Annotated in this window: 21 protein-coding genes; 7 read left to right on the top strand and 14 right to left on the bottom strand. The window is 64.3% G+C overall.

The annotated features are described in order from the left end of the window. Positions 1–9 precede the first annotated feature (9 nt). From G453_RS0104405 to G453_RS26005, 13 genes are all read right to left on the bottom strand, one after another. Entirely contained in the window at positions 10–402 is a 393-nt protein-coding gene (locus G453_RS0104405; protein ID WP_027190071.1) for a hypothetical protein, read from the bottom strand. A 13-nt stretch (positions 403–415) separates the two neighbouring features. After that, positions 416–937: a phage major tail tube protein gene (locus tag G453_RS0104400; RefSeq protein WP_027190070.1), complete on the bottom strand. Its 522-nt coding sequence runs from the start codon at positions 935–937 to the stop codon at positions 416–418. A gap of 3 nt (positions 938–940) precedes the next feature. Further along, positions 941–2431 (bottom strand): phage tail sheath subtilisin-like domain-containing protein, encoded by a 1491-nt coding sequence (locus G453_RS0104395; RefSeq protein WP_027190069.1) that lies wholly within the window; start codon positions 2429–2431, stop codon positions 941–943. Beyond that, positions 2421–2630 (bottom strand): hypothetical protein, encoded by a 210-nt coding sequence (locus tag G453_RS22320; protein WP_043644371.1) that lies wholly within the window; start codon positions 2628–2630, stop codon positions 2421–2423. The genes G453_RS0104395 and G453_RS22320 overlap by 11 nt, the downstream gene beginning before the upstream one ends. An 11-nt stretch (positions 2631–2641) precedes the next feature. Continuing rightward, complete coding sequence (locus G453_RS22315; protein WP_051271646.1) at positions 2642–3145, bottom strand: Gp37 family protein; 504 nt, start codon at positions 3143–3145, stop codon at positions 2642–2644. Then, positions 3142–3591 (bottom strand): gp436 family protein, encoded by a 450-nt coding sequence (locus G453_RS0104380; protein ID WP_027190068.1) that lies wholly within the window; start codon positions 3589–3591, stop codon positions 3142–3144. Before G453_RS0104380 ends, G453_RS22315 begins: the two co-directional genes overlap by 4 nt. Positions 3592–3594: 3 nt before the next feature. Beyond that, positions 3595–3900 carry a hypothetical protein gene (locus G453_RS0104375; protein WP_027190067.1) on the bottom strand — a complete coding sequence of 102 codons (306 nt, stop codon included), beginning with the start codon at positions 3898–3900 and terminating at the stop codon, positions 3595–3597. An 11-nt stretch (positions 3901–3911) separates the two neighbouring features. After that, positions 3912–4844, bottom strand: a complete 933-nt coding sequence (locus G453_RS0104370; protein WP_027190066.1) for a hypothetical protein — start codon at positions 4842–4844, stop codon at positions 3912–3914. A gap of 12 nt (positions 4845–4856) precedes the next feature. After that, positions 4857–5231 (bottom strand): DUF2190 family protein, encoded by a 375-nt coding sequence (locus G453_RS0104365; RefSeq protein WP_027190065.1) that lies wholly within the window; start codon positions 5229–5231, stop codon positions 4857–4859. Continuing rightward, entirely contained in the window at positions 5228–6352 is a 1125-nt protein-coding gene (locus tag G453_RS22310; protein ID WP_051271643.1) for a hypothetical protein, read from the bottom strand. Before G453_RS22310 ends, G453_RS0104365 begins: the two co-directional genes overlap by 4 nt. 2 nt (positions 6353–6354) lie before the next feature. Next, positions 6355–6561: a hypothetical protein gene (locus G453_RS0104355; RefSeq protein WP_027190064.1), complete on the bottom strand. Its 207-nt coding sequence runs from the start codon at positions 6559–6561 to the stop codon at positions 6355–6357. A gap of 101 nt (positions 6562–6662) precedes the next feature. Beyond that, positions 6663–7061 (bottom strand): hypothetical protein, encoded by a 399-nt coding sequence (locus tag G453_RS0104350; protein ID WP_027190063.1) that lies wholly within the window; start codon positions 7059–7061, stop codon positions 6663–6665. Positions 7062–7185: 124 nt separating this feature from the next. Then, a complete protein-coding gene (locus G453_RS26005) occupies positions 7186–7884 on the bottom strand; it encodes a glycosyl hydrolase 108 family protein (protein ID WP_027190062.1) in 699 nt (232 codons plus the stop codon). Between the two features lie 124 nt (positions 7885–8008). Here G453_RS26005 and G453_RS0104335 point away from each other — a divergent pair, with 124 nt between their 5' ends. The 7 genes from G453_RS0104335 to G453_RS0104305 all read left to right on the top strand — a co-directional run bounded on the left by G453_RS0104335 (position 8009) and on the right by G453_RS0104305 (position 13781). Next, on the top strand, positions 8009–8284 hold the full coding sequence (locus G453_RS0104335) for a hypothetical protein (protein WP_027190061.1): 276 nt from the start codon (positions 8009–8011) through the stop codon (positions 8282–8284). Beyond that, a complete protein-coding gene (locus G453_RS0104330; RefSeq protein ID WP_027190060.1) occupies positions 8277–8528 on the top strand; it encodes a hypothetical protein in 252 nt (83 codons plus the stop codon). The genes G453_RS0104335 and G453_RS0104330 overlap by 8 nt, the downstream gene beginning before the upstream one ends. Beyond that, positions 8515–8940 (top strand): DUF1804 family protein, encoded by a 426-nt coding sequence (locus G453_RS0104325; RefSeq protein ID WP_027190059.1) that lies wholly within the window; start codon positions 8515–8517, stop codon positions 8938–8940. Before G453_RS0104330 ends, G453_RS0104325 begins: the two co-directional genes overlap by 14 nt. Next, positions 8927–10336, top strand: a complete 1410-nt coding sequence (locus G453_RS22300) for a terminase large subunit domain-containing protein (RefSeq protein WP_051271641.1) — start codon at positions 8927–8929, stop codon at positions 10334–10336. Before G453_RS0104325 ends, G453_RS22300 begins: the two co-directional genes overlap by 14 nt. A gap of 47 nt (positions 10337–10383) precedes the next feature. Further along, positions 10384–11889 (top strand): DUF935 domain-containing protein, encoded by a 1506-nt coding sequence (locus G453_RS0104315; protein ID WP_027190058.1) that lies wholly within the window; start codon positions 10384–10386, stop codon positions 11887–11889. Beyond that, positions 11870–13189, top strand: a complete 1320-nt coding sequence (locus G453_RS27025; protein WP_084502094.1) for a phage minor head protein — start codon at positions 11870–11872, stop codon at positions 13187–13189. Before G453_RS0104315 ends, G453_RS27025 begins: the two co-directional genes overlap by 20 nt. Before the next feature lie 148 nt (positions 13190–13337). Continuing rightward, positions 13338–13781: a phage virion morphogenesis protein gene (locus G453_RS0104305; protein WP_051271638.1), complete on the top strand. Its 444-nt coding sequence runs from the start codon at positions 13338–13340 to the stop codon at positions 13779–13781. A 521-nt stretch (positions 13782–14302) separates the two neighbouring features. On the opposite strand, the gene G453_RS0104300 is transcribed toward G453_RS0104305, so the two are convergent. After that, entirely contained in the window at positions 14303–14794 is a 492-nt protein-coding gene (locus tag G453_RS0104300; RefSeq protein WP_156920799.1) for a hypothetical protein, read from the bottom strand. Positions 14795–14840 lie beyond the last annotated feature (46 nt).

Genomic DNA, 14840 nt, shown 5'->3' with positions numbered 1-14840 from the left:
ATACCGAGGCTAGGTGGAGGAGGTGACGGTCTTCAGGGTAAAATCCGGCGTTTCTCCGCCCCCCATCAGGGCCGTGACGTCCTCGATGGACATGTCCATCAATTCGTCCGAGAAGACCGGCTTGCCGTCGATGGTGGACAGCACGGCGATCAGCTCGAACTGAATCTGGGTCGGGTCCATTTTGCCGCGACGCATGGCCTCGCGCAGATCGCGTCCCTTGCCCCTGCGCACGATGGCCTTGCGCCCGTCGGAAAGCGTGATTTCCTTGTCCTGCGGCGCGTTCGCGGCTTCGTTCGAATCCTGTCCGGCAGCCCCGGCCAATCCGGCAGCGCCAGCCCCGTTCTGCCCGGCGGCACCGGCCCCATTCTGTCCGGCAGCGCCGGTGATGTTCTTCTCGCTCATGAATCAGCTCCTTTTACTGCTGGCCGATGTTCTGGCGGTAGGTGGCGAGCATGTCCTCGCCGTTCACCTTGTGGATGTTGGCCAGCACGTCCACCTCCAGGATCTCCGTGCCGTCCTCCACGACCTTTATGTAGTCGCAGATGAATTTGCTGGGGTATTCGGCGTTGTCGTGGGGCTTGAACGAGCCCAGGGCGATCTCCTCGAAGCGCCCGCGCATGTGGACCACAAGAGCCACTTCCTTTTCCCGGCCCTGGCCACTCCAGGTCTCGTTGGAGGAGCGCACCTGGATGGCGCACACCTTGTAGGGGTTGGCCGCTGCCGCGAACACGTCGGCGTAGAAGCCGTTCCACTTGAACTCGGCCTCCATGACGTCGAAGCCGCTGGGCAGCTTAGTCTTGCCCACCATGCCCAGGGCCTTCTTTTCGGTCATGAGGTGCTTGAGGCCGGGGCACTTGACCTCTTCCGCGCACCCCAGAAGGCCCTTGCCCTCCAGGAAGACGTTGGCGTTGGTCAGCTGGTTCGTTGTGATGGCCATGACTTACGCCTCCTCGCGCGCCCAGGTCTTGTTGCCCAGGGACTTCAGGTATTCGATGTTGACGATCTGCCGGAACGTGATGCGCTCCGCCGGGGTGGGCGGCATGAAGTCGTAGTCGAAGGTGACGTGCCCGGCGGCCAGCTCCGTGGCCTCGTTGTGGCCCTTGTCGTACCAGCAGCGCCCGTCGATGACCGCGCCCTCGGCCATGCGTGTGCGTATAAAGGCGTTGACTGACTCCGTGACCGCGTCGATCCAGGCGTTGGTGATGGGCGCGTCGATCATCTGGAGCGCGAAATACTCAATGGATTCGGCGATAACGTCCGCCGTGCGCTGCACGCATTCGAAGTTGCGGGGGTGCGTCAGCGTGGGCCAGGCCGCCGAGCGGTTGCCCCAGGTGCGCAGCCCCGTGCCCCAGGCGTTGTAGATGGTGGTGATGCCCGACTCGTTCAGCAGGTTCACTTCGGAGTTGGGGTCGGCGATGTCGGCGGTGAGCAGGCGCTCCATGCCGATGACGCCCTTGATCTCCTGGTTGGAGCTGCTCCACCAGTAGCCTTTCTCCATGTCCACGGCGGCGCGCATGCCCGCCAGGATGGCCGAATAGGGCTGGAGCCGCGTGCTGTCCGGCTGGCTCTCGTCGTATACCTTCACGTGCGGGTAGCAGAGCATGAGACGCTTGCTGGAGGTGTTGAAGGCTATGGCGCCGGAGGGTCCGCGCCCTTCGATGGCCTGTTGGAAGGTGGTTCCGATGGGGGCGTCCACGTAGGCGAAGGCGCGCAAGGCGTTGGCCATCACGTCCAGCTCCGCGACCACGGAGGCCAGCGCGCCGAAGCCCGGCGCGATGAGGATCTTGGGCTTGAAGCCGAACAGGCCGAAGCAGTCGCGCAGAGCCTGCATGCCGGTGCGCTTGCCCGTGACCGGGTCCACCTCGCCGATGATGTCCGCAGGCGTCACCTTGGAGGGGTCTGCGTAGTCGTAGGACACCTGGACGGTGGCCCCTGCCGCGATGGCCCCGGTCCCGACGCGGGTGATCACGCCCGTGGCGGGGGCCAGCGTGTAATCGGTTCCGGCAATGTGGGTGGTCGCGCCGTCCTGGCTCTTGACCACCACGGCGGCCACGCCCGCGTGCCCCAGCTCGACCAGGCCGTCGGCGTCGAACGTCTTGTTTGCTGCGGCCACGGAGGTCTTGTGCCGGGCCGGGTCGAACACGTTGACCATGATCACCGCGCCGCTGCCCCTGCCGCTTAACTGCTGGTCGAAAATGGCGTCCATGGCCTGGGGGATGGTGAAGCCGGGCGTGACCGCGCCGCCGTACTGCGCGGCGGCCTTGTCATTTAAAATGAGCGTGGGTTTGTCCACGGTGCGGTCGGCGTCGGCCAGCTGATAGATGGGCGCGACGCCCACCAGACCGATGACGGCGGTCTTCACCAGCCGGATCGGGCGCGGGCCGGAGTCGATTTCGATGGTCTCGACGCCGTGCAGGAAGTTAGCTGGCATCGGTGGGTTCCTCCTTGCGCTTGCGGGCGGGCTTCTCCGGCTCCGGGGCCTCGGTCAGGTTGCCCAGGGCCAGATTGGTGCGCACCCAGGCGTTGTCCTCGGGCAGTGTCGCATCCTGGCCGGGGTGGAGCATGGTCTCGCGCCCGTCCGGCAGGGTGACGCCCGAGGGCGGGCCGCTGTAGATGTAGATTTTGTCCATGTTGCGCTCGCTTACGGGTTGTTGACGATGATGAGTTCGCCAAGGTTGGCCGCCCGGATCTCCGAGGCCGTGGGCGCGGCGGCAACGGCTCGGGTGAGGTCGGTTTCCAGCGCCTGGGCCGGGATGATCACGGCCATGGTAAGCCGGTAGGTCCACACGCCGTTGGCCGCGTCTTGAAAGCCCTCGGACACCGGGAAGAACGCCCCGCCGAGCGTATCGCGCCCCCAGCCGGTCAGAGCCAGGCGCACCGCGTCCAACAGATCGTAGGCACCGCCGTGTTCGCGCAGGTTCCTGACCACCATGAACAGGTCGAACTCCATGCGCCGTTGCTGGCGCGAGGTGTCGTCCGTGCTCTCCGAACGCCCGAACGTGCCCCGGCTGTAGGCCACCAGTACCGCGCCCTTGGGGTGGGTCAGGCGGAATTCGCCGGGCTTCTCGGGAAAGCTCCTGACTTCGTAGCCCGGAATTTCAGCCTTCAACCGGGCGAGAATTGCGTCCTCGATCTGCTTGATCACCGGTACTTCTCCAGGAAGCCGCCGCCGAAGATGCGGTCCTCGGGGGTCTTGTTCACGCGGATCACGGCGGATTTAACTTCGGGGTCCGGCTGGCCGGTCGCCCCAAGCGTCACCTTGCCGTTCTGGATGTGTTCGAGGGTTTTGAACGCCTGCCGCCAGCTTTCCAGCACCTGCTTGGGAGGCTCGCCGTGGGTCTCCGGCCTGCGCCCGTAGAGGGCGAAGACCACCAGATCCACGGCGAGCTTCGTGAGCAGCTTGGGCGCGGGCTCCAGGGGCAGGACGTAACGCTCGCGCAGATAGCCCTCGATCACCTCGCCTGCGTCCTCGATCAGGCCGTCCAGAACGACCTGGTCGACGGTTTCGGGCATGTCCGAATCGTCGGTGAGCTGCACGAGGAGCTGCCTGGGCAGCGTGCGTTCGATGTCCGCCTGGGTGCAGTAGGCCACGCGCTACTCCTTGGCCCCGGTGTCGCCGCCATCGGCTTCGTTGGCGTCGGCGTTTTCGGGAGCCTGGTCCTTCCCGGCTTCGGTCGCGGGCTTGTCCTTGGCCTTCCTGGCAGCGCCGGAGGCGGCGCGGGGCGAGGAACCGCCGCTGACGGTCAGGCCGGAGTCATCCATCTCGACCGGGGTGTCCGAGACGACGCCGATCCTGGACAGATTCGTGGCCTGCCCGTCCTCCAGTTCGATGAATTCGCCGGGCTCAAAGCGCCTGCCGTCGTGGTCCAGGGTGTCGAGCACCTGATATTTGAAGCTCATGGGATTCCCTCCTAGGCCACGGAGTTTTTGAACAGGTAGCCGCAATCCGGCGCGCAGATCACTTCCTTCACCTCTTCACCGGCGCGAACCCGGACGCCGCCCTTCAGGCCGATGTCCTTGTCCTCCCACTGGCCTGCCACGCGGTCGCCGTGCTGGGCGGTGAAGCCGAAGGTCACGCCGCTGGTGTTGGTGGCCAGCCTGTTGCGGTAGAGGGCGGCCATGTCCTTGCCCCAGGCTTTGACGATGCTGGGGGCCTGACCCTTGCGCGCGTTGTTGACCAGGGCCATGCCCACCAGGATCTCGTCCACCTCCAGCTTGTCGGCCAGTTCCTCGCGGGACACGACGCCCGCGTTGGAGTTGTTCTTGTTCACGGAGGAGACAACCTTGGGATGCATGCGCAGCACGGTCCAGGCACCTTGACCGAAGACCAGGATGTTCGGACGCATGATGGGGATGTCCAGGGCCTGCATGATGACCGTGATGGGGTCGGAGTTGGTGTAGTCCGAGAACTGCGACGCGCCGGAAAGGGTAGTCCGCTGCCCGGCGGGGAAGGCGTTCAGGTTGAACACCTGCGAGGCCACGCGCGCTTCGCGATCCAGCACGATCAGGTCGGTGATGCCCTCCACCGCGCGCTTCACCGGGCTGAAGTTCGGGGGCGCGTTGTCGATGTCCTTCTGCGGGATGGGATCGTCCAGGCCGTAGTCATCGGTGGAGCTGGTCTGCTCGGTGGCCGAGAACTCCACCTCGTTGGGCTTGGAACGCCGCCCCACGCGGGTGTCGGGGATGGTGATGGATTCGGCGAAGTCGTACTTCCACCACTTGAATTCGCTCTTGCCCACGGGAACGCGCGGCAGCACCTCGTCGGCGATGCACTTGCGGTTCTGGTAGGCGATGGCCAGACCGGTCAGGACCGGGTCGACCGGAAACGGATAACTGCCAGGCATGAAAACTACTCCTTATCCCTGGATCTGGCCCAGGCTGATGGCCACGTCGATGATGTCGCCGGAAACGCCGGACACCTCGGCAAAGCCCACGATGCGGGCGTTCGCTCCGGCTGCGGGGGCTGCCTTCACGCCCTTGCCGTTGGCGTCGGAGGTGATGGGTTCGCCCCTGGCCACGGTGCCGCCCAGCTCCACGGCGGCGATGCCGCTCTTGACGGCGTCCAGGCGCTGCCCGGCGTCGCGGGTGATCTGGGTGTCGGAAACGCCCATGATGGCGTCGGTGGCGGCAGCGGCCAGCGCAGCTGCGCCGTCAGCCGTTCCGTGCTTGACGATGCGGCAGGGGGCGATGGTCCCCTCGGCGGTGTAGACCTTCACGAGTCCACGGTTCATTTGGAGCCCTCCTGCTTCAGCTGGCGTTCCGCGATCTCGGCGGCCTCGGAGAAGCTGATGGCCTTGCCGTTCTTGGCGTGCTCGCTCATGACGTTCTCGATTTTCTCCGAGAAAGCCTTGCCGTCGCTCACGCCAGGCGGCAGCTCGGCACAGCGGTCACGGGTGGCCCGATCCTTGAAATCGACCTGCACCGGCAGGCCTTCCAGGAAGCTCTTGAGGGCGTCCACGGCGGGCACGGACGTGGTCTTGCCGTCGGCCTCCGCGAACTCCAGGGGCTTGGCCCCTGACAAGGACGGGAGCAGCGCCAGGGCCTTGTCGCGCTGGGCGGGCGTCATCCTGCCCGTGTTCACAAGCCCCTCGGCGAAGCTGGCGAAGGACGCCGCGACCTGGCTGTCCGCCTGGGCGTTCACCTTGCCGGACAGGTCCGCGTTGGCCTGCTTCAGGTCCGCGTTTTCCTTCTCCACAGCGGTCAGCTTCTCGCTGAAGCTGGCCACCTGGTCTTGCAGCGCCTTGAGCTGCTTCATGATGTCGGGATTGCCAGGCATCACTTCCTCCTCGAAGGACGTCGGGTCCTCCGGTTTTTCGAGCACCTGTTCCACGTCCCAGGTGTTCATGATGGTGTCGGCGGCCTCCTGGCCGAACTTGGAAATGATCCAGTCCCGCAGGCGGATCATGATCCGGCTCAGGGCGCTGACGCGGTAGTCCTCGCTGAACTCGAACGTGAGGGCCTCACCCTCGGCGAAGCTCACGTCCTTGAGGCCCTTCACCGCCGGGGGCACGGCCCCCAGGAAGCCCACATGGCGAAGCGTCCCGTCCGGGTAGAGGCTGATCGAACGCTTCTTGAACCGTTTGTTTGAAACCAGGTCCGCGAACTCCGGGGCCACGTCCGTGAAGTCCGCCTTGAGCACCGTCCCGTCGCGCCAGACCTTTTCCACCCAGCCGTAGGCCGGATCGTTGTCCTTGGGATGGCCGATGACGGCGGGGGCTTCGTGGGTCGCCGGGTCGTAGCTGGCGGCGATCCTGTCCAGATCCGCCTCGGTGAAGACGTGCGGCTGCCCCTTGGAATCGACGTGGGAACCGGCCCGAAAGACCTCAACGGCCTTGAACATGGCCTTGGACATGGCTAGGCCCTCGGCTCTTTCAAGATGGTGATGACCTTGGCCACCTTGTGGGACACGCCCACCCCGCCAAGGACCGCGCCAGCGGCCAGAAACACCGGGGCGGCGGGAGCCAGGACCGGGATCATGGGGGCCAGCTGCCCCGCCGCGTAGAGAACGCCGCCCAGGATGGTCTTCCATCCGAGTCCGGCCAATGCGCCGTTGAAATTCATGGGACCTCCATGTGTTGGGCATGGTGTTGGGCATGGTGTTGGGATGGGGGCCGCACTCACGCGGCCCCCTGGGATCACGCCTGTTGATTCACGTCAGACTGTCAGAGCCCCAGCGCGGCCATGGCAGCCCCGCCCACGATGGGCATGGCGGCGTCGATGACCTCGCCCAAGGCGCTCTTCACCGCAGCCCAGCGCGCATCGGTTGATTGCGTGGAATCGCCAGCCGCCACGGCGGCGTGGTAGGCGGCCAGCGCGATCTTCGCGCCCGCCAGGGCCGGGGCGGTCTTTTCATCCAGGGCCTGTGCCTTGTCCGGGTGGCTGGCCTTCAGCTGGCCGACGCCGCTTTCCAGGGCCATCACGGAAAGATCAAGGACATGCCCGGCGATGGACAGCTTGGAGCTGTCCGGTACGGCCTCGCCGGACGGACCGGCGGGCACGGTGCAGGCGGCCCCCAGGGCCAGGAGCGCCAGCAGCAGGAGAAGGACGGGAAGGCGTTTCATAAGTCTCCTTTGGGTTGTCGGTCGGGTTATCGATTCCAGTTCAGGGCCGTTACGAGTTCATTGGAAAGCAGGATCAGGACGGCGGCCAGCGCCAGGGCGGCGGCAACGGTCACGATCCTGGACATCATTGGAAGACCCGCTCCAGGAAGGAAGCCAGGTCCATCACCCGGTTGGTGAGTCCTCCGTGGAACTTGCGGAACGGATAGGTGACGACGCCGTTCTTGGTGACGGGCGCGTCCTTGATGGAGTCGTAGTAGGCGAGCCGGTGTTTCAGCGCCTTGCGGGCCAGCTCGGCGTCCACGCCAGGGCGGGCGCAGACGTTCGCCACCGCAGTCAGGGTCTTGGGGCCGAGCGCGCCGTCCGCCGTGAGGCTGAGAACAGGCGCGAACTCCCGAACGGAGAGCGGCAGGTCGTTGAACGCCTGCTGGAGGAAGCGCGCCCCACGGCCCGGCCCGGTGTTCACGGAGGCGTCGAAAGTGACGGCAGCCGTGCGCCCGCCGATTTTGCCCAGGGCGTACTTGTCGAAGAACACGGCCCTGTAGAGAGGCACCGACCTGGTCACGCTGAGCTGGTGGAAGTCCTCCAGGTCCACATCGTGGTCGCCGTCGAAGTCGGCCAGGGACGGGGCCAGCGTCAGGAACGTGGCCAGGGTCCAGCCGTAGCGGGTCCAGCCGCCGGGATCGTCAGCGTCGTCCGACTCGCCGCCCTCGTAGGCCTGGGTGAAGGGAATGATGCGCTCGAAGGCGTCGCCGCCAGCGAGCGTGATGACCTTGCCGAGCAGGGGCAGTTTGTACTGCGCTCCGGTATTGACGTTTGCGTTCATGTTGCGCACCCTAGGGGAACAACGCGAAAAGCCTCCACTGAACGGTTCAGTGGAGGCTTTCTTGTTTGTGCGGCTAGGTCATGCTCATGGAATCAAACGCAGTAAAGTCGGAGGCGTAGCCGGAATGCAGGAAATCATCACGCAGGTAGTCGTGAACAACGGCGTCACGGGGCTCATCTTCCTCATCTTCTTCATCTACCATCGGGACCAGATGAAAGCCTGGGAACAGCGGCGCGCGGACGACATGACCCGTGAAGGGCAGCAGCACCAGCTTTACCTGGGGCTCCTGGAGGCCACTCAGGCCCTGGTGGTGAAGACCACGCAACTGGAGGAACAGCACCGGCAGATGTTCTGCCTTTTGAGCCCGAACCAGAAGGACAGGGGGCAGGCCCGTGGCTAGCGAAGTCCAGGAAGCGAGATTCCGGCTGGCGGACGCCAAACGGCGGGTCAAGGAGCTTCAGATCCGGGGCAAGGCCAATGCCGCGCTGATCCGTCAAGCCCTGTCCCAGTTCACCCAGGACATCGGCGAATATGACATCGAGGCCGCAGGGCTGCACCTGAAGGATCTGGAGGCTATCCGCGAGGAGCTTCTCACGGCCAATCGCGAAATCAAGGACCTGGAGCGCTTCCTTGGCCAGGACTGATCTGCTCCCCCTGGTGGAGCACCTTTACGTCAACGAGCAATGCACGCTGGCCGAGATCGCCAAGCGCCTGGACGTGGCCGAGAGGACGCTTCGCAACTGGAAGGAAAAAGCCAAGGCGGAGGGCGGCGACTGGGAACTCAAGCGCCAGAACCTGCTGGCCAGCAAGCAGTCCTTTCACGAAGAGCTTTACGACCTGGCTCGCGACATCGCCGCGTCCATCCGGGAGGACATCAAGGAAAAACGCGAGGTGTCCCCGAGCCGCATGAACTTCCTGGCCCGGCTGCTGCCGCAGCTGGTCCACGTGAAGGACTACGAGGCCGTGGCCAAGGCAAGGCAGGATCATCCCGCAGGAGGGGCCAGGCCCGAGGATGTCGTGGATCTTATACGGAGTCAGCTCCTTGGCCCCTCCTGATCCCTACTTCCTGCCCTACCAGCGCCGCTGGCTGGCCGACCGCGCCCGCGTGAAGATCTGGGAGAAGTCCCGCCGCATCGGCGCGACCTACGTCCAGGCTTACGAAGACGTGGAGGACTGCGTCACCGGAGCCGTGCCCGCAGTGTGGTTCACCTCCGCCGACGACTCTGCCGCGCGCGAGTACATCCAATACGGTCAGAAATGGGCCGGGTTGTTCAAGGTGGCTGCCGACTACCTGGAGATGCCCTTGCTCGACGACAAGGACGTCCGGGTCTACTCCATCACGTTCAAGAATGGCGCGCGCATCAACGCCCTGTCTTCGAATCCCAAGGGATTCCGCTCCAAGGGCGGCAAGGCCGTGCTGGACGAATTCGCCTTCCACGACGACCCCGACGCCATGTGGAAGGCGGCCCGCCCCTGCATCACCTGGGGTTTCCCGCTGCGCATACTCTCCACCTACAATGGCCGAGCTGGGCGCTACTACCGCTTCGTGGAGGACGTGAAAAAGGGCAAGCTCAAGTGGAGCCTGCATTCCACGCCCATCCAACTGGCCGTGGCCGAGGGCCTGGCCGACCGCATCGCGGGCCGCACGCTCACCGAGGCCGAGCGCGAGGCGTGGCTGGCCGAGGAGCGCGCCGACACAGGCGACGAAGAAACCTGGCTTCAGGAATACTGCTGCGTCCCGGTGGACGAGGCAGCCGCCTTCCTCACCTATGAGATGCTGGCCACCGTGGAGCGCGAGAGCATCCTCGCCCCTCTTTCCGAAGTCTCCGGCGGCGAGCTGTTCGCGGGCGTGGACATAGGCCGCAAGAAGGACCTCACGGTGATCTGGGTGATCCAGGCCGTGGGTCCCGTCAGGATCACCCGCCAGGTTATCGTCCTGGAACGCATGCCTTTCGCGGAGCAGCGCCGCATCCTGTTCGACGTGCTCTCCCATCCGCGCATGCGCCGGGCCTGCATCGACGCCACGGGCCTGGGCATGCAGCTCGCCGAGGAATCCCAGACGAAGTTCGGCAAAAGCCGCGTGGAGGCCGTGACCTTCTCGGCCAAGGTCAAGGAGGATATGGCCTTCGGGCTGCGGACCACCATCGAGGACCGCGCCTTCCTCATCCCGCCCGACCACGAGATCCGCGAGGACCTGCATAGCGTACGCAAGTCCACCACCATCGCCGGGAACATCCGGTTCGACGTGACCGCCTCCGAGGCCAAGGGACACGCCGACCGGTTCTGGGCTGCGGCCCTGGCCAACCACGCCGCAGGCAACGGCGGGAGCATGCCCACCATTGTCACCGCCGCGCCGCGCGGAGGCATTCTGACCGCTTCGCGCGAGAATGCCCCAGGAACGCGCGCAGGGGCCTTTCTCAAGGCATTGGCGCGGCGAATGCTTCATCGTTGAATTCGAACGCCTTTCGAACGCCAAAACGGCGTTGTCCAGGAGTTGCCATGACCCGACATCCACGCCGGAACCGCAAAGCGGTCAATTTCGCCTCGGCCTCGCCGCGCCGGTCCCTGTTCGATCAGTTCGCCACACGCGAGCGGTCGCCGGACTTTTCCGGCCTTCTGAAGACCATCCCGGACCCCGATCCGGTGCTGCGCAAGCTGGGGCAGGACGTGTCCGTCTACAAGGAGCTGCTCTCCGACCCGCGCGTCGGTCCCTGCGTGGAGTCGCGCAAGGCCGCCGTCATCTCCATGGAATGGGAGATAGGCCGAGGCCGGGCCAAGAGCCGCCAGGCCAAGTTCGTAGAGGGGGTGTTCAAGGATCTCGACCTGGACCGCATTATCCGCGAGATTCTGGACGCGCCGCTTTTCGGCATGCAGCCCATGGAAGTGGACTGGGGCAAGGTAGGCGGGTCCGTGGTGCCGGTGGACGTGGTGGGCAAACCGCTTCGCTGGTTCGTGTTCGATGCGGACAACAACCTGCGCCTGCGCACCAGGGACAACCTGCTTGAGGGCGAGGAACTGCCGGAGCGCAAGTTCCTGTTGCCGCGCTACAACGCCACGTTTGATGATCCTTACGGTGAGCGCGTGCTTTCGCGGGTGTTCTGGCCCGTGGTGTTCAAGCGCGGCGGTATGGAGTTCTGGGTCCGGTTCGTGGAGAAGTTCGGCATGCCCTATTTGATGGGGCGGCACCCGCGCGGCTGCGAGGACAAGGAGATCCGCGAGCTGGCCGAAGCCCTGGAGGCGGCGGTCCAGGACGCGGTCATCGTGGTGCCGGACGACGCCTCGGTGGAACTCAAGGAGGCGGCGGGCAAGTCCGGCAGCTCCGCGCTCTATCGGGACCTGAAGAATTCCTGCGACGAGGACATCGCCATTTCCATCCTGGGCCAGAACCTGACCACCAACGTGTCGGGCGGCTCCCTGGCTGCTGCCGAGGTCCACGAGCGCGTGCGCCGCGAGATCAAGGACGGCGACAAGAAGATCGTGGCCAAGGCGTTCAACCGCCTCATCGACTGGATCTGCCACTTCAATTTTGGTGACTGCGAACGCCCTGAGTTCGTGCTGTTCGAAGAGGAGGACGTGGACCAGAAGCAGGCCGAGCGGGACAAGACTCTCGCGGACACCGGCCAGCTCCGGTTCTCGAAGAAGTATTGGATGCGCACCTACGGTTTCGAAGAGGACGACATCGAGCTGGTGGAGGAAAAGCCCGCCTCAAGCCTTCCGCCCGGCCAGCCCCCCGCCGAATTCAACGAGGGCGAGGACATCTCCGACCAGACGGCCATCGACATGCTGGCCGGGAATATCCCGCCAGAGCAGTTGCAAGCCCAGGCCGAGGCTTTGCTTGGGCCGGTGCTGGCGCTGTGCCGCGAGGCGGCCTCGATCGAGGACATCATGACCGGGCTGGTGGATGCCTTCCCGGACCTGGACACGGAGGAGTTCGAGAAGCGCCTGACCATGGCCATCTTTATCGCAGACCTCTGGGGGATGCTGAATGCCGCCGAAGGACGTTGACCTCTCCTTCGCCCTGGGCCTGCCGCCAGAACGGGCCATCGCCTACTTCAAGGCCAAGGGCTACGCCATCACCTTCGACTGGCGCGAGATGCTGGCCGAAGCCCACGCCAAAGCCTTCACTGTGGCTAAGGCCATGAAGCTGGACGTGCTCCAGGCCATCCGCGAGGAAACCCAACGCGCCTTGGACCAGGGCCTGACCCTCTCCCAGTTCCGAAAATCCCTCGAACCGCGCCTGAAGTCCCTGGGCTGGTGGGGCAAGCAGGAGATGGCCGACCCCCTCACCGGCGAGGTGAAGAAGGTCCAGCTCGGCAGCCCGCGCCGCCTCAAGACCATCTACCAGACCAACCTGCAAACGGCCTACATGGCCGGGCGCTACCGCGAACAGAAGGCCAACGCCGACAACCAGCCATACTGGCAGTACGTGGCCGTGATGGACGCCCGCACCCGCCCGGCGCACCGGGTGCTCAACGGGCGCGTCTTCCATCATGGCGATCCGCTCTGGGGTTCCATGTACCCGCCCAACGGATGGAACTGCCGCTGCCGGGTGCGGGCCATGGACGGCGAGCACGTGGCGTCCAAGGGCCTCACTGTTGAGGATTCGAACGGGCGCATGGAGCTAGTGGAAGTGCCGGTGGGGCGCGATCTCCGCCCGACCACGGCGGCGGTCTATACCACGCCCGAGGGCGCAAAAGTGCGCACAGACCCCGGCTGGGCCTACAACCCCGGCCAGCAATGGCCGCTGTTCGACAAGGCCGGGCATCTGCCGGACTGCACGGGTGCATCCTTCGCTGAAAAGGACGGCAAGACCGGCTGCATCAGGATCGTGGCGGGCCAGCCCGACTGGAAGAGCCAGGGCCGCCAGGATCTGAGAACCGTCGCGGCCAGTCAACGCCAGGACGCGCCGCAGCTTCTGCCGCGCGCTGCAACCCAGGCTGAGGCCCGCGACATGATGGCCAGGGCTCTGGGACTGGACGCGAAACCGCTGGTCACGGTCCAGACGCCGGTGGGCAAGCTGTTCATGCGCCACGAGCTGCTCGCGCACATGGTGGAAAAGACCGAGCACGGACGCGAACGCTACGCGAACTTCATCCTGCCCACGTTCGAAAATCCGTTCGAGGTCTACCTGACCGAATACGAGGACGGTTTCCGTGAGCGCTATCTGGGGCTGTTCAAGGGCAAGAACGATCTGATGGTGGTGGCCAGGGTCAACCAAGACGGGAGCCTGTTCTGGAACATGATGCAGGCGGACGACAAGAGCATGAACAAGCAGCGCGTCGGGAAACTGCTGCACGGAAAATGAAAAATCGGCGGGGGTCCGACCCCCGTGGGTTCCTGGGACCCACGACAGTGCCTCCTCCCTTCTCAGCGCCCGGACGCTCCAGGATTCAGACCCCGCCGACTTTCAAATACGAGAATTACATAACGCCCACGGGCGGAGGTGGCAAGAGATGATCGAGATCCGCGTCACGAACACCGAGGGCCTGGACAAACTCAGGCAACTGGCGGCCAAGGGCCGAATCCTGGAGCCGTTCATGAGGAAGGCCGCAGGCATCATGGCCGACGCCGTGGAGGAGAACTTCGAGGAGGAAGGCCGCCCACGCTGGCCGTCCCTGTCAGCTGCCACCATCAAGGACCGGGAGCGGAGGGGCAACTGGCCGGGGAAGATGCTTCAGCGCTCCGGCCAACTGGCCAGCTCCATCAGCCGCCACTATGACGACACATCCGCCTCGGTCGGCACCAACAAGATCTACGCGGCCATCCAGAACCTTGGCGGCAAAGCCGGGAGGGGCAAGAAGGTGGAGGTACCGGCGCGCGAGTTCATGAAGCTCGGCGAGGATGACGAGAGGCGGCTTGAGCGGGTGGTCAAGGCGATATTCGATGACTTGCGGTAGGGCATAAAAATATCAAGACTCGTCTTGACATTATTCACCTCGGCCATATTTATCTCGTCCATGTCCAAAGCCGTTGTGGCAGGGATTCAAAAAAGGAGAATTATATGAAAAGAACAGGAGCAGATGGTGAAGCAGTCGAAATTCCAGTGGGGTATACCTCTCGTCAAGGTAAAGATGGACATGTCGTAGCCATCCCACCAGGTGGGACCTCTCGCGAAGGCAAGGATAGAAGAGTTGTAGCCATCCCACCAGGTGGAACCTCTCGCGAAGGCCAAGACGGGCGTGTTGTGGCCATCCCCAAAGGCTACACCTCTCGCCAAGGCAAAGATGGTAGAGTTGTAGCCATTCCTCCAGGTGGAACCTCCCGCGAAGGCAAGGATGGAAGAGTCGTAGCCATTCCGCCGGGAAAAACCTCCAGTCAGGACGCTAGCGGGCGCATAAAAGTAAAATAGAGAGCATGAGAAAGGGCGGTTACCCGCAGGGGAGCCGCCCTTTTGAATGCGTTCGCATGGTTTTCGAAATCACTTCCTGCCTTCATAATCCTTGATGAGACTGCCCATCACCCCGCAGGTCATGCATGCAGCCACCTCCACCATGCGGATAGCCCCGCTTTCCACCGTTATGCGCAGGCCCAACCCATCCATGCCTGAACCGTCAGCTATCATGACAACGGGGTAGCAGATGATGCCGCCGGGCAACTCCATCGGTCGGGCGGCATCAACCCTGGCCGTTTCGTTGAAGAACAGCCATTTGACCATCTTGGCAATCTCCTCGCGTGCGAGGGCGCTGTCCAGTGGCGCGGGGCCGATCGGCTTGTAGCTGAACACCTTGCTGCGCATGTCGCCGAAATCCTGGCGCTGGGAATTGTAGAAAAAGAGCTTCATCTCCGTGTCCGACAGGGCAAACGGATACGAACCCTGGCCGTCCTTGACTGTGAAGTCGTTGACTGGCCTGGCTGCGGCAGATGTCGTCAGTAGCATTAAGAAAAATACTGTGAAGAGCCCAAGTTTCATGTTGATTAAGCCATCATGCTCGCACGTTGTCCGAGATATAATTGCG

The sequence above is a fragment of the Fundidesulfovibrio putealis DSM 16056 genome (assembly GCF_000429325.1).
In the GTDB taxonomy this organism is placed as follows: domain Bacteria; phylum Desulfobacterota; class Desulfovibrionia; order Desulfovibrionales; family Desulfovibrionaceae; genus Fundidesulfovibrio; species Fundidesulfovibrio putealis.
Note: the sequence above shows the minus strand (reverse complement) of the source record. Positions and strands in the feature narration are given on the sequence as shown.

Excerpts from the sequence above, each read along its gene's own strand:
- G453_RS27025 (WP_084502094.1), top strand. The coding sequence starts at position 11,870 with ATGCCGCCGAAGGACGTTGACCTCTCCTTCGCCCTGGGCCTGCCGCCA.
- G453_RS0104300 (WP_156920799.1), bottom strand. The coding sequence starts at position 14,794 with ATGAAACTTGGGCTCTTCACAGTATTTTTCTTAATGCTACTGACGACA.
- G453_RS0104375 (WP_027190067.1), bottom strand. The coding sequence starts at position 3,900 with ATGAGCTTCAAATATCAGGTGCTCGACACCCTGGACCACGACGGCAGG.
- G453_RS0104305 (WP_051271638.1), top strand. The coding sequence starts at position 13,338 with ATGATCGAGATCCGCGTCACGAACACCGAGGGCCTGGACAAACTCAGG.
- G453_RS0104315 (WP_027190058.1), top strand. The coding sequence starts at position 10,384 with ATGACCCGACATCCACGCCGGAACCGCAAAGCGGTCAATTTCGCCTCG.
- G453_RS22310 (WP_051271643.1), bottom strand. The coding sequence starts at position 6,352 with ATGTCCAAGGCCATGTTCAAGGCCGTTGAGGTCTTTCGGGCCGGTTCC.
- G453_RS0104400 (WP_027190070.1), bottom strand. The coding sequence starts at position 937 with ATGGCCATCACAACGAACCAGCTGACCAACGCCAACGTCTTCCTGGAG.
- G453_RS0104370 (WP_027190066.1), bottom strand. The coding sequence starts at position 4,844 with ATGCCTGGCAGTTATCCGTTTCCGGTCGACCCGGTCCTGACCGGTCTG.
- G453_RS22320 (WP_043644371.1), bottom strand. The coding sequence starts at position 2,630 with ATGGACAAAATCTACATCTACAGCGGCCCGCCCTCGGGCGTCACCCTG.
- G453_RS26005 (WP_027190062.1), bottom strand. The coding sequence starts at position 7,884 with ATGAACGCAAACGTCAATACCGGAGCGCAGTACAAACTGCCCCTGCTC.
- G453_RS0104405 (WP_027190071.1), bottom strand. The coding sequence starts at position 402 with ATGAGCGAGAAGAACATCACCGGCGCTGCCGGACAGAATGGGGCCGGT.
- G453_RS0104395 (WP_027190069.1), bottom strand. The coding sequence starts at position 2,431 with ATGCCAGCTAACTTCCTGCACGGCGTCGAGACCATCGAAATCGACTCC.
- G453_RS0104335 (WP_027190061.1), top strand. The coding sequence starts at position 8,009 with ATGCAGGAAATCATCACGCAGGTAGTCGTGAACAACGGCGTCACGGGG.
- G453_RS0104365 (WP_027190065.1), bottom strand. The coding sequence starts at position 5,231 with ATGAACCGTGGACTCGTGAAGGTCTACACCGCCGAGGGGACCATCGCC.
- G453_RS0104355 (WP_027190064.1), bottom strand. The coding sequence starts at position 6,561 with ATGAATTTCAACGGCGCATTGGCCGGACTCGGATGGAAGACCATCCTG.
- G453_RS0104350 (WP_027190063.1), bottom strand. The coding sequence starts at position 7,061 with ATGAAACGCCTTCCCGTCCTTCTCCTGCTGCTGGCGCTCCTGGCCCTG.